Below are 18678 nucleotides of genomic sequence, written 5' to 3'. Positions count from 1 at the left end.
CCGTGGCCGTCGAACCGCTGCCGTGCAACACCCCCGCCCCGGAGCCCGAGCCGGTCACGCCGCCGTGCTGCGCCCCGTCCATCGCCTCCGCGCCGCTGTGCCAGCCGGACGGCACGATGATCCTCGCCGTGCTCCGGTCCGGCTGCATCGAGTGCGGCGGCACCACCGAGGACCCGGAGGTCATCGGCTGGCTCGACCCGGCCACCAGCACGATCGTCCCTGGCCCGCTTCCGGCGGATGCCGGGCCGTGTGATTCCGGCTGCCTGACGACGGTCTGCAGGCAGCTGTGCGACGACACTGACGGCGACGGTCAGGCCGACACCACCTATTCCGAGCTGTGGTGCCTGCGCTCGGACGGCTCCGCCGAGCTGCTGCTGACCTACCAGGACGACCCGTCACAGCCGTACACGCCCGTCAGCCCGGTCGACTGCGAGCACGCGTGCCCGGAGTCGGAGACGGTGACGCTGTGCGACAGCGCCCCGAACGGGACGGTGACCTCGTTCCTGCGCCGGTATTCGTTCCTCGACGGCGCCGACACGCATGAGGACCTCGCCCTTGACGGCACGACGCCGTACATCGTCCTCGGCACCGTGGGTGCATGCGAGACCGCCTCACCGTGCACGGCACAGACCACGCCCGCGGCGACGCTCGGCCTCTGCCTCGCGGACGGCACGCCGATCGCCGTGGTGGTCACCCGCGACTGTGAGGGCACGGTCACCCGGGACGGCTGGCTGAACCTCACCACCGGCGCCTACAGCACAGGGGAGCCACCGGCCGGCACGGTTGCGTGTGGTGACTCCCGCTCTATCCAGGTGTCGGGGACGTTCTGTGACGTGGACCCGGACACCGGGGACGTCCTCGGCCTGGTCCTGATCGAGTACAGCTACGACGCGGACGGCTCGATCGCCGCGGTGCGCCTGGTGGACGCGGTCACCGGCGACACCTACACCCCGCAAGGGGAGGTGACGACGTGCCCGGCCGGGGTCGAGCAGCCGGAGCGGGACCTCCTCCAGCTCTGCGACACCGCCGACGACGGCACGGTCACGGCCTTCGTGCGGGACTACGCCCGCGACGAGAACGGGCAGATCACCGGGCACACGGACTACACCCTCGACGGCGCGCCGTACACCCCGGCCGGGACGGTCGGCGTGTGCCCGGCGGAGTCGGTGTGCGCGGACTGCACCACGCACATCCTGTGTGACGTCCCGCCGGACACGTCCACCGCGGCCCTGCCTCCCGGCGCCGTGCCGGGGACCCTGTCCAACGGGGTCGGCTACTCGGTCGCGAACGCCACGTCCCAGTTGGGTCAACCGTGGTGGCTGATGAGGACGAGCCCGATCACGTGGACGTTCTCCCAGCCGGTCGCCGTGACGTTCGGCATCCAACTCCGCCAGAACGGCACCTGCGCGGTCCTGCCGGAAGGGGCGACGCCGGTCACGCTCGCCCCTGTGCACACGTGGAACGCGGCCACGCGCACGCTGTGCACCACCGCACCGAACAACGACACCTCCATCTCGACGTTCACGCACCCGGGACTGACAGAACTCGCGGTCGGGCACTCCGGCGCCGGATCGGCCATCTCAAAGACGGTCGGGGAAATCTCGGTCACGCCGGTCACGCCCACGTTCGAGCGGACCACCTGCCGGGACTGCTCCGGCGCGGTCACGTCCGTGACGGACACGCTCCTGGACGGCATCACCGCGTACATGCCGGTGGGCACGGTCGGCGTCTGCCAGCCGCCGGCGCCCGAGGAGGAGCCGTGCCGGGACTCCAGCACGGTCCTGCTGTGCGACGACCCCGCGCCTGCCGACGTGCCGCCGCTCCTGGTCACCCCGGCGATCACGGACACCGACCCGACGCCCTACTTCTTCACCAGCCACAACACGGTGCTGGCCGGAGGCGGCCAAGCCCTCTGGGGCGGCGGAACCCTCACGTTCCCGGCGGAGACCAGCAACGCCGCGACCGGCGGCCCGCAGGTCCACCGGTGCATCGCCGGTGTCCTCCGCCCGGCTGCTCCCGCCTGTGACGACGGCACGGCCACCGTCACCGTTGAGGTAGACGTCCAGAACATGGGCCCCAACGGCGGGGTGCTCACCTGCGGGCGCCTGCGCCTGCTGACGGCGGACGGAACCCAGCTCGCGTTCCAGTCCATGAGCAGCGTCGGCGCTGGCGCAACCCGCCACCTGGCCGTGAGCGCTCCCGTGCCGTCCGCCGTGGCCAACGCCGGGGAACTCGTCGCGTGGATCGACGTGGAGACGTGGGACCAGGCCAGTGGCTCCTCGACCGCCCCGAAGTCCTGGCAGGCCCGCAACCTCGTCGCCACCATCGCTTACGGCCAGGCCGGATGCCAGCCGCCGACCCAGTTCCTTCGGACGATCCTCACGGACTGCGAGACGGGCGCGACCGTCTCCCAGACGGACACCACCCTGGACGGGCAGCCGTACACGGTCACCGGCGAAGTCGGCCAGTGCCAGCCCACCGGAGGCGGAGACGCATCCCAGTGCCGCCACTGCGAGCCGCTGATCCTTTGCGACGTCACCGCAGGAGAGGAGCCGCATCCCTTCCTGCGCACGGTGTGCCGGGACTGCACCGGAGCCGCCCTCACGGTCACGGACACTGAGCTTGACGGGGCCACCCCGTACGTCGTAGCCGGGGAGGTCACGAACTGCGGGGCCGCGGCCGGGACCGAGCCGTGCCGGGACACCAGCAGCACCCTGCTGTGCGACACCGCGGCGACCGACCTGATCACCGTTTTCGACCCGGCAACCCGGGCGGACGCGGACGGCTGGGAGGTCGTCTCCTTCAGCGGCGCCAACCCGGGCTATGGCCCGGAGGCGGCCATGCCGTACCCGGCCCGGTACGGCGCCCTGTTCGGGTATCCGGCGCTCGGCGCCCGCGCGGACCAGAACGCGGGTACCGGCGGGGGGACCTGGGCCGGCTACGACTCCGCCCCGGTGCGGTGGGTCCTCCGCAAGACCTTCCAGGCGCCGGAGGACGGCGTCGCGGTCGCCCAGTCCGTGGGTTTCCGGGCTGACGGTGGCGCCCGCGTCCGTATCAACGGCGTGGACGCGGGCATGTACGGGCAGTGGAACCAGCCCGCCACCTCGGGCACGGCACAGATCCCCGTCATGGCTGGCCCGAACACGGTGGAAATCGAGGTCCGGGACACCACCGGCATCAACAACGTGTCCGGCCGCCTCGACCTCCTCCTCCCGCACACCACGCAGTTCATGCGCCGTCAGGTGGTGGACTGCGAGACCGGCGCCGTCGTCTCCGTCACGGACACCACCCTGGACGGCGAGCCGTACGAGGTGGCCGGTGAGGTCGGCCAGTGCCAGACCGTGTCCGAGTGCTGCGAGCAGCCGCCTCCGGAGATCCGCGTGGACGTCGAGACGGCGCTCCTGTGCGTCCGCGACCAGGCGAGCGGGGAGATCACCGGGCAGGTCATCGCCGAGCGCGTCTACGACGACCAGAGCGGCGACCTGATCGAGCAGCGGCTCACTGATCTCACCGGCGACCCGTGCACGCTCCCGGCCGGGGCGGAGCTGACGAAGTGCCCGAGCCCGGACCGGATCACCCGTCAGGTGTGCGTGGTCGAGTCCGGCAGCAGCGAGTTCCTGACCAACGCGGCCAACGCCACCAGCGGCCAGGACACCGACTGGACTTGGGCGCCGAACCTGACGGGCCTCTGGTACCCGATGTACCGGGTAGCACCCAACCCGGCATGGACGACGACGGACACCGCGCCGAACAAGGCGCACTGGGTGAGCCCGCACTCTGACCGCACCGTCTGCCCGACCGCCGGGGAGAACTCCCCGCCGGTTCCGGGTACCTGGTACACGCGCGCCTCGTGGAACCTGCCGGCCAGCGTCAACCCGGACTCCATCCGGATCGCCGCGACCGTCCTGAACGCGGACAACACGGTCGTGCAGTGGCGCCTCAACGACGGAGCATGGCAGCCGGTAGGTGATAGCACCCACGCCGCTCCCGCGTGGACGTTCCCGCCGACCGCCGTACCCGGAGGGCGTGCCGGTCAGAACGAAGTCGTCGTGCAGCTCCTGGAGACGGCGCCGGCCGTCTCCTGCCCATCGACCAACCAGGCCGGGATGCTCCTGCACGTCCTCGCCACCTACGACCACGAGCCGAAGGTGTGGACGCAGGTCATCGAGCCTGGCGGCCAGGTGTACTACCTGGACGAGAACGGCACCCGCCAGGACGCCATCCCGGCCGGGCGCCGCCTCGTCGCCTGCGGCGGAGGAGGAGACGCCCCGTGCTGTCCGGCGGTGAACACCGACGTCCTCACCCTGTGCGACACCGCCACCGATGGCACGGTGACCAGCTTCCTGCGGCATCTCACCTTCACTGAGGGCGTTGCTGCGCCAACCGTCCGGGACACGACCCTGGACGGCACCAGCCCGTACACCCCGGCCGGGACGGTCGGCAGCTGCCAGGACACCGCCGCGGGCCGGGACGTCGAGATCACGCCCATGTGCGTGGTCGACAACGCGACAGGCCGGGTGATTCAGCGGATCCTCGCCGAGGTCACCTACGACACCGCTACCGGCGACCGGCTCAGCGTCCGCTACGTGGACCCCCTCACGTGGGGGCCGGTGGCCATGCCCGGCGGCACGCACCTGGACCTGTGTCCCGACGCGCAGCCGGACCCGACGCCGGACGTCGAGGTCGTCCAGCTCTGCGACCTGGTCGACGGCCAAGAACCGGTGCCGTTCCTCCGGCACCTGGCCTACGCGCCCGGGCAGACGGCCCCCACGGTCGTGGACACGGCCCTGGACGGGGTCACGCCGTACGTGCTCGCCGGGACGGCCGGGGTCTGCTCCACGCCGTGCGACGTCCAGGCCGTCCTGGAGCAGTGCCGGTGCGACGACACAACGGGCGACGGCAAGGCGGACACCGCCTATGTGGAGCTGCTGGCCGTCGACTGCGACGGCAACCTGACCAGCATCGGCACGTACACGCCCGGCCTGGGCGCCCCGTACACCCCTGTGGCGCCGGTCGACTGCGAGGACGAAGAGCAAGGCGCCGACCCGGCGTTCGGTGTCCAGGCGCACCGCGTGGAGCTCGCGCCGGGCACCTCCTGGGACGCGGACGCCTATCCGACGCTCCAGTCCGTCACCGCGGTCAGCCGCGACGACACGGCGACAGTCACCACCGCTGACGGCACGTCCACCCTCTACCCGGGTGAGGCGGCCACCTGGAGCGTCGGCCGCGACGTCGACGCCCGCCTGACCGGGCCGCTCGTGATCACCGCCGGGCCCGGCACCGTCACTGTCACCTGGACCGAAGGGAAGCAGCTGTGAGCGGATGCTGTGGGCCGAGCCCGGTCATCCTCAACGGGTCACCGGAAGCCCGAGTCGACGTGGAGCCCGTGCTGCTCTGCGATCGCCTCCCCGACGGCACGGTGGCCGGCCGTGTCGTCGTCGAGGCGGTCTACGACACCGTGTCAGGGGATCGTGTCGGCACCCGGACCGTGGACGCGGCGACCGGCACCCCTTACGTCCCGCAGGGAACCTTGGGGCCGTGCCCGGTGTCCTCGGACTGTGCGGAGCAGACCACGCCGACCGCGACGGAGGGCCTGTGCCTCGCGGACGGCACGCCCATCGCTGTGACGATCGTCCGGGACTGCACGGGCGCGGTCACCTCCGAGGGGTGGGTGAACCTCACCACCGGGGCGTACAGCGCGGGCGCGCCGCCGGCCGGGACGGTCGCCTGTGGTGACTCCCGCTCCATCGCCGTGTCCGGCACGTTCTGCGACGTGGACGCGGGCGGCGAGGTCGTCGGCCTGGTGCTGATTGAGTACCAGTACGCCACGGACGGCACGATCGAGTCCGTCCGCCTGGTCGACGCGGTCACCGGCTCGACCTACACCCCGGCGGGCACGGTCACCACCTGCCCGGCCGGGGAGGTGGACCCGCCCGAACAGGACGTCGTGGAGCTGTGCGACACCGCGGCGAGCGGCACCAGGACGCCGTTCCTGCGGGACTTCCGGCGCGATGAGTTCGGCGCGATCGTCGGGCACTCCGACTACACCGTTGCCGGCGCCCCGTACACGCCGGCCGGGACCGTCTCCCTCGGCCCGTGCGCGGCCCCGGCGACTGTGACCGCCCGTCACATGAACGTGGTGCCGGGCACGTCGTGGACGCCCGCTCAGGTGCAGGCGGGCCGCCGCATCACCGCCCTGACGTACACGGTCCTCGCGGGCACCGCAGCGGTCACCGACGCGGCCGGTACCGCGGTCAACGCCATCCCGGCCGGGGCCAGCGTGACGTGGACGAACGAGGAGGAGGGCACCCTCGCGCCGCCGACGTCGATCGCTGCCGAGACCGGCGGCAGGGTCCTGGTCCACTGGACGGAGGCGTAACCCATGGGCACCCTTGGCCACTTCGACCCCCCGTCCGCCGCTGGCGGGCCCACGGCGGATTTCTGGCGCACCCCGCAGGTCACCGGCGGCGCCCTCCCGGACGGCACCAACGACCCCACCGAGGCGATCGCCCGCACCGGCCGGGTCGGCATCGGCCCCGCGTTCGCAGCCGCGGCTCCGGTCGCTCAGCTCGACGTCGCCACCGCCGCACGTACGGGCACCGACCGGCGCGACGCCAACACCGCGGCGTACGTGACCGGCGCCCTCCCGAGCATCGTCGCGTGTTCGCCTCCGGCCACCCCTGTGACGGGTGTGGTGGAGTTCCTGCACTCCAATCAGACGGTGGGCGTGGGCATCGCCTGGAACGGCATCTACGCGGCCGGGTCCGCCACGAATCAGGACCTCGCGCTCATGCAGCGCGGCAACGGGTCGCTGCGCGACCAGTGGCAGGCGAAGGCCGGCGGCTACGCGACGTCCATCAAGACAGTGGCCGACGCGCGGGTCCTGAACGGCGGCTTCCAAGAGCTGTTCTACGACGGCCCCGACTGCGTCTACGTAGGCGGCCACTACCTCCGGGCATCCTCGCTCACCCCGCTGGACACCTATCACCAGTGGAACATCACCACCGGCGGGGCAGCCCGCAACGCCCTGGAGCTGCGCGCCACCCGCAACTGCGCGGACGCCCTTGAGGGCGCGTACATGAGGGTCGCGGGGACCGAGGTCCACCGTAAGAAGCTCACGCTGCACGACGCCAACCCGGGCGACAATGCCCGCTTCTATGGCTTCGGCATCCTGGGGAGCACCCTCGTCTACCAGGTGGACAGCACGAACGCGTGGCACCGCTGGTACGCCGCTACCGGCGCGTGTGCCTCGCAGGAAGTGTTCGCCGTCTCCGGGCAGGCCCTGGCGGTCGTGGACCCGTCCGGGCTGAACAACGGCGGCAACGGCGCCGGGGCGCTCCGCTTCGGTGCTGAGGGCTCCAACGTGGCGATCACGTCGAACTGGGCTGACCCCGACGGCGTGAACTACCGCGGTCTCAACTTCATCACCGGCGGCCGGTTCCGGTCCTCCATCAGTGCTGGGGGCCTCTTTCGTCATCAGCGGTGGGGCGGCACCGCGGACGCCAACCGGAAATGGGTCAACGGCACCCAGGCATTGATCCAGTTCGACGAAGCAGGCTCCGGCGGCGGCTATCTGTCCCCCATCCTGTGGCTGGAGAACAACAACTGCGGCGGCCCGTGCGGCCAGGGCACCCCGCCCCAGCTCATCATCACGAACAGCAACAGCACGAACAGTCTGCGCGGTTGGATCTCCTTCCTCCGCAGCCCCGGCGATCAGACCGAGCTGGCCAGCGTCCGCGCGCAGAACTCCGGGAACCTCGAACTCCGCGCCCTCAACGTCGTCCAGCTCATCGCCAACAACGCCGTCCGCCTGACCGCCAAGTCCACCGGCGTGATCAACATCAGCGGTCTGCCCAGCTCCGCCACCGGCCTGGCCGCGGGCGACGTCTGGCGTGACTCCAGCGGCGTGCTCCACGCCGTCTGACCCCCGAGAACGGAACCCCCTACGTGATCCCCGCCGACATCGCCGCCCAGCTCCAGCCCAACGACCGGGTGAGCGTCCCCGTCGAACTCCTCAACACCGTGACGGGCCTCCTCTACGACCTGCCCGCCCGCCAGTCCATGAGCCTCATCCTGCGCATTCAGCAGGAGACCGAACTCGTCCCCGAGCCGCCCACCCCCGACGCCGAGCCCGACCAGGACCACGAACCTGAGGAGTAACCCCCATGTCCGGAACCGTAGGAAGCGTCAGCGTCGCCGGGACTGACCGGGAGTTCCTGGCGCTGTGCGACGTTGCCGCGGACGGCACCAGCGTGCCGTTCCTGCGCCGCTTCTCCGTCACCCCGACCGGCACCGTCTCCGCGACGGACACCGAGCTGGACGGGACCACCGCGTACACGGTGACCGGCACGGCCAATGTGTGCCTGCCGGAGCCCGCCGAACCGGTCGACGTCGAGGCCCACGGCGTCCAGGACACGGGCTGGTCCCTCGCCGCCAACCCGGGCACGCAGTCCGTGAGCCTCCTCGTCTACGCGGGCACCGTCAGCGTCACCACCGAGGAGGGCACGCTCACCGTCCCGGCCGGCGCTGCCCTCTCCTGGTCCGTGGACGGCGATGAGGTGGACGCGCAGCTCACGGGGACGCTCACCGTCGCCGGGACCGCCCCGGCCGCGTCCTGGCACGTCATCTGGACCGCGCAGGCGTGAGCACGCAGGCCCGGTACTCGCCCTCCGTCCCCCGTGTCATACGGGCGACCGGCACGACGGACAACACCGGGAACGTCACGTTCAACTGGGGGGCCGGGACGTTCTCCGCGCCCCCGGTCGTGACCATCGGCCTCCAGGCCGCCGCCGGGTTCCGCTCCCACGCGATCACCGCGAACTCTGCGACGTCGACCACGGTCAACGTGCAGGCGAGCGCCGGTGTGACCCTCCTCGGGATCGGTGTCCTCGCCGTGGGCACCGCGGCGGCCGGGATCGTCGTTCACGCGCACGCCGTGGCCGCCTGATCCTTCCTAGACTCCTACTGACGCCGCTGGTTGTGGGCCGGGCGACTCCTCCCCCTGTCACCGAGGAGCCCCCTCATGGCCAAGTGCTGCACTTCCCCGGGCTGCAAGTGCACCGTCACTGCCGGGCCCGGCGTCACCGTGGACGGCAACGGCTCGCCGTCGCTGCCGTACATCGTCTCCGCCGAGGGCGGCGGCACGACCGCCCTGGCCGTCACTGACTCCGAGACGATCAACTTCGACCTGACCGGTACAGGTACGCCTGGCGATCCGTACGAGATCACCGGCAGCGTCATCCTCGATCCCGCCCCGCCTGGCGGCGGTTCCAACCTCCTGAACGAGGGGCCCGACGGCCTGTTCGTGGAGTGCGCGGATGTGCGGACGTGCTTCTCCGCGACGGACGGTGCGACATACGACCCGGCCTCCGGGGAGATCGGCGCGAAGGTGTCGACAGATGCCGGGAACCAGACCACCATCGGCGGCGACGGCGGTCTCTACACCCCTGCGGCCTCGACCGCCGTGGAGGCGAAGGACTCGCCGACAGTCGACGTCACCGTGTCCGGCACCGGCGCGGCCGGCGACCCGTACGAGGTGAGCGCCGCGGTGATCCTCGACCCGGCCCCGCCTGGCGGCGGGACCAATCTGATCGGGGCAGGTCCTGACGGCCTGTACGTGGAGTGCGCGGACGTGAGGCAGTGCTTCTCCGCTGGGGACGGCGCCGCCTACGACCCAGCCACCGGCGAGATCAGCGCCCGCATCTCGGGGGACGCCGGCAACACCACGACCATCGGCGGGGACGGCGGGATCTACACCCCCGCCGCGGCGACGGCGCTCGAGGCCGCCGACACCAACACCGTGGACGTCACCGTGACCGGCACCGGCACGGCCGGCGACCCCTACCAGGTGGCCGCCGCAGTGATCCTCGACCCCACACCTCCCGGCGGCGGAACCAATCTGATCGGGGGCGGCCTTGACGGCCTGTACGTGGAGTGCGCGGACGTGAGGCAGTGCTTCTCCGCAGGCGACGGGGCCGCCTACGATCCGGCCACGGGCGAGTTCTCCGCGCGCCTGTCCGCCGACGCGGGTAACGCCATGGTGTTCGGCTCGGACGGCGGCCTGTACGCGACCGGCGGCGGCACGAGCACGCCCACGGCGCTTCAGTCCAGGGACACCAGCACCGTGGACACCACCGTCACCGGCGCGGGCACCGCTGGAGACCCGTACGTCGTGGAGGCGGACGTCATTGTCGCCCCGGAGCCGAACGGCCTGGAGGCGACCGCGCAGGGCCTCCTCGTCGCCCCCAGCTCGGACACCGGTAACAGGTTGTCCATGGGCGGCGACGGCCGCCTCTTCGTGCCGCCCGTGCCGCCGCCGGAGGTCGGCTGCGGCCTCAAGGGCGACGGCACCGCCGCCTCCCCGCTCGCCGCCAACCCGGCGGCTGGCCTGGACCCGTGGGCGTCTCACTGGTCCTGCAACGCGACCCAGTACTCGACGCTGCGCTGCGACCCGAACACCGGATACCTGTGGACGCCGCCCGAGCACTACACGGCGGACGACTACCTGTATCAGGAGCACATGAACCCGTCCATCGCTTCGATGGGCCCGACGGGCGGGTGGGTGGCCCTCCAGCCGGGCGGCGTCGTGGCGTACGTGCAGTGGGCCATCCCCGCAAATTTCATCGGAAACATGTGCCGGGACTGGGGGTATTCGGGGCACGTTCACGCCTCCATCGACATCACCGCCAATGCGACGGCGACGTTCGAGCTGGGCTACATCCTCCAGGTGGACGGGACCACGGTGGGCGCCCGGCCGATCGAGGGCGTTTACAACGCGTTCGGCGCCTCTCGCCGGGAGCGGTACGCCGGCAGCGTCAGCCACGCCCGGTACCGCCTGGGCGCCAGCGGTGCCCGGTCCGTCGTGTTCTTCCCGGCGGTCAACGTGCTCGCGGGCAACATCGCCATCAACTCGTGGATCTCGGACGCCGCGCTCCACACCTCGACCCGAGACTGACCCAGGAGGTCCCCCTATGACGCGCTATTTCGCTGCCCCTGACGGCGGCCTCGCCGAGGTCGGTGACGGGCCGCTCGCGGCTGCCAGCATTCCCGAGGGCTGGGAGGAGGTCGCCGCCGAGGAGTACCGGACCAGGCAGGCCGCCGCCCGCCAGGCCGCGGCCGAGGCCGCCGCCGAGTTCATCGCCAAGGACGGTGACGTGCCGGCCGACTCGGACGTCACGGTGCCGATGGAAGACCTGGAGGACCACGCCTCCGGCGGCGGGGACGGCGGGCGCAAGCCCGCATAGCCGCGCCGCACCTTGATGTGGGGTTAGGGACTGTCCGGCCGATCAGGAGCGTCGTGGGCACGGAAGCGCGTGGACGCGGCATGCGACGAGTGTCATGATCACGGCGACGCTGGCGGGGAGGGATCCTGATCTATAGGCTCGTTATCTCCATACCTGTTGGTATCTACGTGTTGCTCTTCGCCGTCTCCGGCGTAGTGGGGATTACGCGTGGCTGGGTGCTCCCCATAGAGAGTGGTCGCATGGAGCTCCCCATGTACTGGCGTCGAGTTCGCCGCGTGCGCCACTATGGCTGGGGCCAGGTGATGGTGGCCGTCGGCCTGTGCTGGCAGGTGGTCTTCCTGTGGTTGCTCAATGACCCTGCCCCCCTCCACCTGTGGATACTGTCCGGCATCGCGGTTTGTCTGCCTGGCAGCATCGTGATGGGGGTGAGCCAGCGCACGGGCCCCGTACTCGGTAAGAGGCTGACGGCCTTTCTGGAGAACGTGGGGAAAGTGAAGAGCGAGGAGATCGTAGCTCTCTTCGACGGCCGGGGCCGGATCGAGCTGACGCTCAACTTCTTGGAGAACCTCATTACGGGCAACGTCGAGGAGATCGCCCACGCGCTCGGCTACCGGCTGCTGTCCACCGAGGTCACCGACAGCCGCACCCGCATCCGCTATCGCTTCGAACGCGACGACGCGCCGCTCGCACGCTGCCGGGCCGAGCTGACCATCGCACGCCTGCGCGCGGGCGGCCCGGTGCTGCCGGCGTGGGAGCCACCCCCGCCCCCGCCCCCTTCGCCCCCGCCACCGCTGCCGCCCGAATCATGGCCACCCCTGCCACCTTCACGATAGGAGGGCAGCAATCCAACGACAGCCCCCTCAGCGAACTGGCAGCTCAGCCCCCACCGGAGAGCGACGCGAGGAACCACGCCCGCTCCAAGGTGTGTTGGCCGACGGCAGACGGGATGGGAGCTGGGAGAAGGTGATGGGTACTACGTAGTTCCTGGTGGTTGCGGCGCTGTGGCTGGCTATGCTGGACAGCGCCGCTGGTTCTGGGCCGGGCTGACCAACACCGTGTTGGAGGGCTCATGTCCTGCCCGTTGATTGCGAACGCCAGCGTCATCCGCATTACCCGCGTCGACGGGTGCGGCCGCCCCGTCTGCGGCACGGATAACGGGTTCGTATTCGACTGTTTCGCCAGTCTCGCGATGAACGTCAACACCGACGAAGGAACCGACGTCGAGTACAAAGCCGCCAATGGCCGGGTCTGCGGTTTCAAGCGCGGCTGCCCCAGCTTCAAGGGATTCGACACCGAGCTGAACTTCTTCAGCTTCAGCCCCGAGATGATCGAGATCATGACCGGCTCCCCGGTGGTGCTCGGCTACGACGGCAAGCCGATCGGCTTCGACTCCTGTTCCATTCAGTGCAACAGCGGCTTCGCTCTGGAGTTGTGGGCCGAGGTCCTCGACGAGGAAGTCTGCGACGTGTCCGGCTCGGGCGACGGAGCATGGATCTACGCCCTGCTGCCGTGGATCAGCAACGGGCAGATCGGCGACCTGGAGATCGGCAGCGAGCAGGTCGTGCCGCAGCTCACCGGCGCCACCCGGGCCGGAGGTGGCTGGGGCGTCGGCCCGTACGACGTCCTCGCTCAGGACGCCGCCAACACGGCCGGTCCTCTCCTCACCCCGCTCGGATCGAACTGCCACCGCCGCGTCATCACGACCACCATCGCTCCGCCCGAGGCGACGTGCGACTACACCCCGGTCGCCGGCGAGCTGTGCCTCGCGTCCTGACGATGGACGTTCCCGACATCGTCGTCCCGGTGCGGGAGAGAGCCGTCTCCCAGGAACTCAGGTACGCCCTGCGCTCCTGGGAGGCGCACCTCCCGCACCGGCGCGTGTGGATCATCGGCTACCGGCCGCCGTGGCTCGGCGGCGTCGAATACGTCCCGAGCCAGCAGGGCGGGAGGACGAAGTACGCCAACACGACGGCGGCGATGCGGCACGCGTGCAGGCGCCCGGAGATCTCCGACCCGTTCCTGTGGGCGAACGACGACTTCTTCGTCATGGAGAAGCTGGACGACATGCCGGTGCTGCACCGCGGCCCCGTGCGGGAGGTCGAGGAGTACTACGCGGCCCGCGCGTCGGGCTCGTATCTGCAGGGGATGCGGGACACCCGTGCGCTCCTGGCGGAGTACGGGCACGAGGACCCGCTGTCGTACGAGCTGCACGTCCCGCTCCTCATCGACAAGGAAGGCATGCTGGACGCCGTGTCAGCCGGTCGACGCATTGCGGCGCTGCACAAGCGGACAGCATACGGCGTCGTCAACGGCATCGGCGGCGACCGGATCGCGGACGTGAAGGTACTGCACCGCGGCCCCCGCTTCGACCGGTCGACGCCGTTCCTGTCGACCATGCCGGACAGTTTCGGCAACGGCGAGGTCGGCCGGCTCATCCGCGCCTCGTTCCCCCAGCCGTCCACGTACGAGACCACGCGGAGGCGCTGATGCCACTCCAGACAGGCCCGTGTACGGCGTGGCCGACGGATCTGTGCTGCGACGTCTCCGAGGCTGAGCCGGGGGCCGTGGAGCGGTGGACGCTCGTCGCCTCACAGATCCTGTGGGCCTTGTCCGGTCGACGCATCGGCCCGTGCCCGGTCGTTGTGAGGCCTTGCAAGCGGGCCTGTCTGGAGTCCTCCCCGGTCAGCTTCCAGGCCGGGGCCGGTACCGGAGGGTGGATCCCGTACATCGGGACCGATGGGCTGTGGCGCAACGCGTCGGTGTGCGGCTGCCGGAGCGACTGCTCGTGCGTGGAGCTATGCGAAGTGCTGCTGCCTGGGCCGGTGTACGACGTGGTCCAGGTCGACATCGACGGCGAGGTCCTCGACCCGGGCGCGTATCGGGTCGACGCCCCCGGCCGGCTCGTCCGTACGGACGGCGAGTGCTGGCCTGAGTGCCAAGATCTCTCGGCGGCGCCCGGCGAGGAAGGCGCGTTCACGGTGACGTACCGGTGGGGGCTGCAGGTCGACGAGGCCGCCGTCGCGGCGGTGTCCGAGCTGACGTGCCATCTGTTGAAGGGCTGCGGCGGGTCGGGAAGCTGCGGGTGCCGGGCGAACAGGGGCATCACCCGGCTGACCCGGCAAGGCGTGGAGATGGAGATGCCCGACCCGACCCTCATCTACAGCGAAGGCCGGACCGGGCTTCCGTTCGTCGACCTGTGGTTGAGCACCATCAACCCCTACCGGCTCACGTCACCGTCCCGGGTGTACTCACCAGACTGGAAGCGCCCCAGGACGACGACATGGCCGTGACCTCATGCCACGTGCTTCCACTGCGCGCCTCGGAGGATGTTCGAGACGTTGGAGCGGCTGATGCCGTACTTGTCGGCCAGGAACTGCTGGGTGACCACGCGAGGGACGTACTCCTGCCGGATCGCCCTGACCGTGTCCTCGCTCAGCACGGCGGAGGGCTGGCCTTCGCCTCGGGACTGTCGGCCCGCCTGGACCATGTCGCTTACGTTTTGCGCGTGGTCGCCGAGGTAGAGGTGCCTGATGTTGATGCACCCGTCGTCGCCTCGGTGGCAGGTGTGCAGCACGAACGCGTCACCAGGGTCACCGTGGGCGGTGATCCAAACCGCGCGGGCGGCCCAGATCACCCGTCCGTCGATCTCCACCTTCGGCCTGGTGCCGTTGCGGTTCTTCAAGATGACGCAGTCGTCGGTGGCGGCAGAGGCAGCGGCATGCAGTTCGGCTTGCAGCTCCCCGGTGCAGCGGTTCGGTGTGCGCCCGTTGGGGTCTCGCCTGCCGTGCTTCCTGCTCCACTCTGCGCAGGGCTTGCACCACGGCTGGGCACCCCGGCGGCGGCGCGTGCAGCAGGCGCCGTTGGCGAAGACCACGGTGCACGTAGGATCGGCCATGTCGACTCCCTATCAGTCGGCGTGACCCCCGGGGCTGGCGCCCACCGCCACCTGGGGGTTTGTGTGTTACGCCCCAAATCGTATGGATGGGGTGTGACATGGCCTTGAGCCCGCTCGTCGTCGACGACATCGCGCAGAAGCTCCTGGCGTGCGTGTGTGCCGAGCTGACCGTGGCGGCCGCCAAGGTGGACGGGCAGCCGGGTTGCCCTTGTGTCGCCTGCGTGGTGCCGGGGAAGCCGGCGTGGGACAACTGCACTGGAGACTGCTCGGGCGCGGAGACGCCGGGCCAGCTCACCGTCAATCTCGACCGGATCTACCCGACGTCGGGCTTCCCGACCGAGACGAAAGACGTCCTCGGGAGCCGGAACTGTCTGCCCGTCAGGCAGGCCGCCGAGTACGTCATCACGCTGCTGCGGTGCGCGCCGACGTACAACGAGCAGGGCTGCCCGCCGACCTGCGAGGAGCAGGCGCAGGCGGCTCGCATCATGCACGTGGACGTCACGAGCGTGATCAATGCCGTGGCGTGCTGCTTCCCGCGGACCAGCGATGGCCGGCGCGGCCAGCAGTTCACGATGGGGCAGTTGCGGGTCCTCGGGCCGGAAGGGCAGTGCGTAGGCATCGAGCAGCGGGTTACGGTCGCGCTGCCGTCGTGCGGATGCTCGGGAGGGGATGCGTCGTGAGCGTGGAGCTGCATCTGGAACCGGGCCGGCTGGCGCGGATGCTGCGGATGAGGAACGGGATCGTTGAACGCCGCCTGGCGGCGCGTACCAGCCGCGTGGCGGCCATCGCTCGCGCGGAAGCTCCCGGCAGCATGGGCCGGCACATCGACTGGCACATCAAGGAGGGCCCGCGCGGCCTGCAGGCCGCCATCACCTGCTCCCACCCGGCCGTGCGATATGTCATCGAGGGCACGAGGCCCCACATCGTGAGGCCGCGCAGGGCGAAGTCGCTGCGGTTTGAAGCAGGCGGGCATGTGGTGTTCTCGGCATACGCCAGGCATCCCGGGACCAGGCCGAATCCGTTTCTGCAGAGGGCTTTGCGGATGGGGCGCTGACCAGGCATTTTGACTACGTCGTGGAACACCTGCACGACGAGGATGCGTGTCTGCGACAGTCAATTCCAAGGTGAGCAACTCTCCTGTTTTGCAGGCATCTTGTGGCATTCTTTGCGCACGTTGACATCCTGCACCAGGGGGGCGTAGTGAATCGAGCGGCGGAGCCGATCGAGGTCGGCCTTGTCTTTGGCGACCCGAACGGGGAGGATGTGACGGAACGGGAGATGGAGTCGCTGATCGAGGAACTGGATCAGCTCCCGCTACTCCACATGGCGCACAGTCCTGCCCCGCCGCCGCCCGATGGCACCCGAGCCGGCAGCGTAACCATCTACAGTTCCTTGGTTCTGGGCTTGGCCGGAGCGCCGGCCGTCCGATCGCTGATCCTGCTGGTCCAGGACTGGCTGGCCCGCCGCACTACGGGCACCATTACCCTCCGGATCGAGGGCAACGAGCTGAACCTGGAGGCCGGATCGCCAGCGGAACGGCGTCGGATTGTCGAAGCCTTCCTTGCGCACCTGTCGTCCACTGGCCGCGCGGCGGACTCTGATGACTAAGCGGGCTCTGGTGCTGGCCACTGAGACTTATGAGGACCCCCGGTTCGCCGCCCTGCCCAGCGCGGCCTCCGACGCGAAGCAGTTGCGCGATGTCCTCGGTGACCCAGCGGTCGGTGGGTTCGAGGTGAATGTGCTGGTCGACGAGTCGATGCGGAACTGGAAGAAGGCGATCGACCAATTCTTCAGCTCCGCCACTTCCGATGACACGCTACTCCTTCACTTGTCCTGCCACGGTCGCAAGGACCGCCGCAACCGACTGCACTTCGTCACCCACGACAGCGAGTTCGAGGCGCTGGCTGCCACCTCGGTCGGCGCCGACTTCCTTGCCGACTCTATGGAGCAGAGCCGTAGCCGACGCATCATCTTGCTTCTCGACTGCTGCTACAGCGGCGCATTCAACAAGGGCATGCGTACCCGTGGGGACCAAGAGGTCGAACTCAACGAGACCTTCCAGGGCAGCGGCCGGGTCGTCATCACCTCCTCGACCGCACTCCAGTACAGCTACGAGACCGACCTGCTCAGCCGGGTCGAGGGTGAGCCCTCGGTGTTCACCTCCGCCGTTGTGCACGGTCTGCGCACCGGCGACGCGGACCTCGATGAGGACGGCATCGTCAGCGTTGACGACTTGTACCGCTTCATCAGCCGTCGGGTGCCTGAAAAAGTGCCGGACCAGACGCCGACGCTGAGCGTCTCTTCGGTCGAGGGCGAGCGCTTCGAGCTGGCCCGCAGTCCGCGCGCCGCCGAGCTGGCCGACCGGGCCTTGCGCCGCGCTCGCGAAGAGGGCCATGAACTCACCCAATCGGTACAGCAGTTGGCGCTCGCCGAGGCTAGTCGCCGAACGCAGGAGTCGGAGGCCAGGGCAGTTGAACTGAGCAAGCAGATCGAAGAGGCAGAAGCGGCAGTGGCCCGGCACACCACCGCCCGGGCTCAAGGCATGCAGAGCCTGTCGAGGATGCTGGGCTTGCTCTTCTCGCTCGCCGGAGGGGCGGCTGGACTGTGGTCGGCCTCGCTCTGGGTGAACGGTTTCACCCTGCCCAGCGGCGGTGGGAAGCTCCTGGCGTTGGCGATCTGCGCCGGTGTCCTCGACCTCTGTTTCATCGCCGTGATCGTCGGGACGATCTCGCTGATGGCAACCGCAGGAGCGTTCCTGGGGGGCTGGATCATCGAAGAGGAGCCGTTTGCTCGGGGCGAGCCCACTGGGCGGAAGATCGGCTGGGGTCTCCTCATCGGCGGCGCCGTGGCAGCCTTGCTCTTCGTGATCGCCGCCGAGGTGATCTGGCTACTGCCCGCCAGTCTGCACCTCGGAGCATGGATCTCCAGCCTCGCCGGATTCCCTGTCGGCAGCGCGACCGGTTGGGGCGATGTGCTGACCGCCCTGTCCGGGATCGCCGGGCTGTTCGCCGCTGCGGCTGTGCTTGCCGGCACAGATCGCTCGCCCGACGAGGAAGTCGTCGAGGAGACGGGTCCCGGGTTCGTCAGGCGAGTTCGGTACAAGAAGCGCTGGAAGTTCGGCCCCTTCTACTCCTACGACACACAGGAGTTCCGGCAGAGTAGGGGTGGAGATCTCTGGTGACCACCTAGTACTCCAGCCGGCTTCTGTGTTTGTCCTGGTCAACGGCCTGGCGGTGGGGAGTGTAGCGGGGGGCGTGCGCGGGACGGTCTTGGGCCGGCCGTCCTGCACACGGGTCTTCCAGGGGACGTGGCGCCCAAGCTGGAGCAGACGATCCTGGCTGCGCTGCGGGATGCACGCGAGGAGCCTGTGCGCGGCCTCGATTACTTCCCGGCTCGCGTCTTGCCGGTGGTCCTGGACCTCGTGGATGGCCACCTCGGAGTGAGCCCTAGCTACTTGCCCCTGAAAAAGTGTTTGGGCTGGTGAGGGGCCGGTGCTGTGGGACGGCGTTGTGCCGTTGGCCTGTCGGCGACATGTCCCTC

Annotated in this window: 17 protein-coding genes; 16 read left to right on the top strand and 1 reads right to left on the bottom strand. The window is 69.9% G+C overall.

The window, feature by feature from the left end; genetic code table 11:
• Positions 1-2 precede the first annotated feature (2 nt).
• The 12 genes from ACIQMV_RS38325 (at position 3) to ACIQMV_RS38270 (ending at position 14533) form a co-directional block, all read left to right on the top strand.
• Complete coding sequence (locus tag ACIQMV_RS38325) at positions 3-5318, top strand: hypothetical protein (protein WP_402597729.1); 5316 nt, start codon at positions 3-5, stop codon at positions 5316-5318.
• A gap of 68 nt (positions 5319-5386) precedes the next feature.
• On the top strand, positions 5387-6379 hold the full coding sequence (locus ACIQMV_RS38320) for a hypothetical protein (RefSeq protein ID WP_402597727.1): 993 nt from the start codon (positions 5387-5389) through the stop codon (positions 6377-6379).
• 3 nt (positions 6380-6382) lie between these two features.
• Entirely contained in the window at positions 6383-7924 is a 1542-nt protein-coding gene (locus tag ACIQMV_RS38315) for a hypothetical protein (RefSeq protein WP_402597726.1), read from the top strand.
• Between the two features lie 23 nt (positions 7925-7947).
• On the top strand, positions 7948-8160 hold the full coding sequence (locus tag ACIQMV_RS38310) for a hypothetical protein (RefSeq protein WP_402597725.1): 213 nt from the start codon (positions 7948-7950) through the stop codon (positions 8158-8160).
• Between the two features lie 5 nt (positions 8161-8165).
• Positions 8166-8645 (top strand): hypothetical protein, encoded by a 480-nt coding sequence (locus tag ACIQMV_RS38305; RefSeq protein ID WP_402597723.1) that lies wholly within the window; start codon positions 8166-8168, stop codon positions 8643-8645.
• Positions 8642-8947 carry a hypothetical protein gene (locus ACIQMV_RS38300; RefSeq protein ID WP_402597722.1) on the top strand — a complete coding sequence of 102 codons (306 nt, stop codon included), beginning with the start codon at positions 8642-8644 and terminating at the stop codon, positions 8945-8947. The genes ACIQMV_RS38305 and ACIQMV_RS38300 overlap by 4 nt, the downstream gene beginning before the upstream one ends.
• A 75-nt stretch (positions 8948-9022) precedes the next feature.
• Positions 9023-10954, top strand: a complete 1932-nt coding sequence (locus ACIQMV_RS38295; RefSeq protein WP_402597721.1) for a hypothetical protein — start codon at positions 9023-9025, stop codon at positions 10952-10954.
• Between the two features lie 16 nt (positions 10955-10970).
• Positions 10971-11243, top strand: coding sequence for a hypothetical protein (locus ACIQMV_RS38290; RefSeq protein WP_402597720.1), 273 nt, complete (start codon positions 10971-10973; stop codon positions 11241-11243).
• 239 nt (positions 11244-11482) lie between these two features.
• Positions 11483-12076, top strand: coding sequence for a hypothetical protein (locus ACIQMV_RS38285; protein WP_402597718.1), 594 nt, complete (start codon positions 11483-11485; stop codon positions 12074-12076).
• Positions 12077-12432: 356 nt separating this feature from the next.
• Complete coding sequence (locus tag ACIQMV_RS38280; RefSeq protein ID WP_402597717.1) at positions 12433-13017, top strand: hypothetical protein; 585 nt, start codon at positions 12433-12435, stop codon at positions 13015-13017.
• Positions 13018-13019: 2 nt separating this feature from the next.
• On the top strand, positions 13020-13730 hold the full coding sequence (locus ACIQMV_RS38275; protein WP_402597715.1) for a hypothetical protein: 711 nt from the start codon (positions 13020-13022) through the stop codon (positions 13728-13730).
• Between the two features lie 317 nt (positions 13731-14047).
• Entirely contained in the window at positions 14048-14533 is a 486-nt protein-coding gene (locus ACIQMV_RS38270; protein WP_402597713.1) for a hypothetical protein, read from the top strand.
• A gap of 2 nt (positions 14534-14535) precedes the next feature.
• On the opposite strand, the gene ACIQMV_RS38265 is transcribed toward ACIQMV_RS38270, so the two are convergent.
• Positions 14536-15138: a hypothetical protein gene (locus ACIQMV_RS38265; protein ID WP_402597712.1), complete on the bottom strand. Its 603-nt coding sequence runs from the start codon at positions 15136-15138 to the stop codon at positions 14536-14538.
• Between the two features lie 98 nt (positions 15139-15236).
• Here ACIQMV_RS38265 and ACIQMV_RS38260 point away from each other — a divergent pair, with 98 nt between their 5' ends.
• The 4 genes from ACIQMV_RS38260 (at position 15237) to ACIQMV_RS38245 (ending at position 18319) form a co-directional block, all read left to right on the top strand.
• Complete coding sequence (locus tag ACIQMV_RS38260) at positions 15237-15818, top strand: hypothetical protein (RefSeq protein ID WP_402597711.1); 582 nt, start codon at positions 15237-15239, stop codon at positions 15816-15818.
• Positions 15815-16192, top strand: a complete 378-nt coding sequence (locus ACIQMV_RS38255; protein ID WP_402597710.1) for a hypothetical protein — start codon at positions 15815-15817, stop codon at positions 16190-16192. Before ACIQMV_RS38260 ends, ACIQMV_RS38255 begins: the two co-directional genes overlap by 4 nt.
• 146 nt (positions 16193-16338) lie before the next feature.
• Positions 16339-16746 carry a hypothetical protein gene (locus ACIQMV_RS38250; RefSeq protein ID WP_402597709.1) on the top strand — a complete coding sequence of 136 codons (408 nt, stop codon included), beginning with the start codon at positions 16339-16341 and terminating at the stop codon, positions 16744-16746.
• 10 nt (positions 16747-16756) lie between these two features.
• Positions 16757-18319: a caspase family protein gene (locus tag ACIQMV_RS38245; protein WP_402597708.1), complete on the top strand. Its 1563-nt coding sequence runs from the start codon at positions 16757-16759 to the stop codon at positions 18317-18319.
• Positions 18320-18678 lie beyond the last annotated feature (359 nt).

Origin of the sequence: Streptomyces sp. NPDC091412, assembly GCF_044756885.1 — a bacterium.
In the GTDB taxonomy this organism is placed as follows: domain Bacteria; phylum Actinomycetota; class Actinomycetes; order Streptomycetales; family Streptomycetaceae; genus Streptomyces.
The sequence above is the reverse complement of the archived record's forward strand: the minus strand, read 5'-3'. Positions and strand labels throughout refer to the sequence as shown.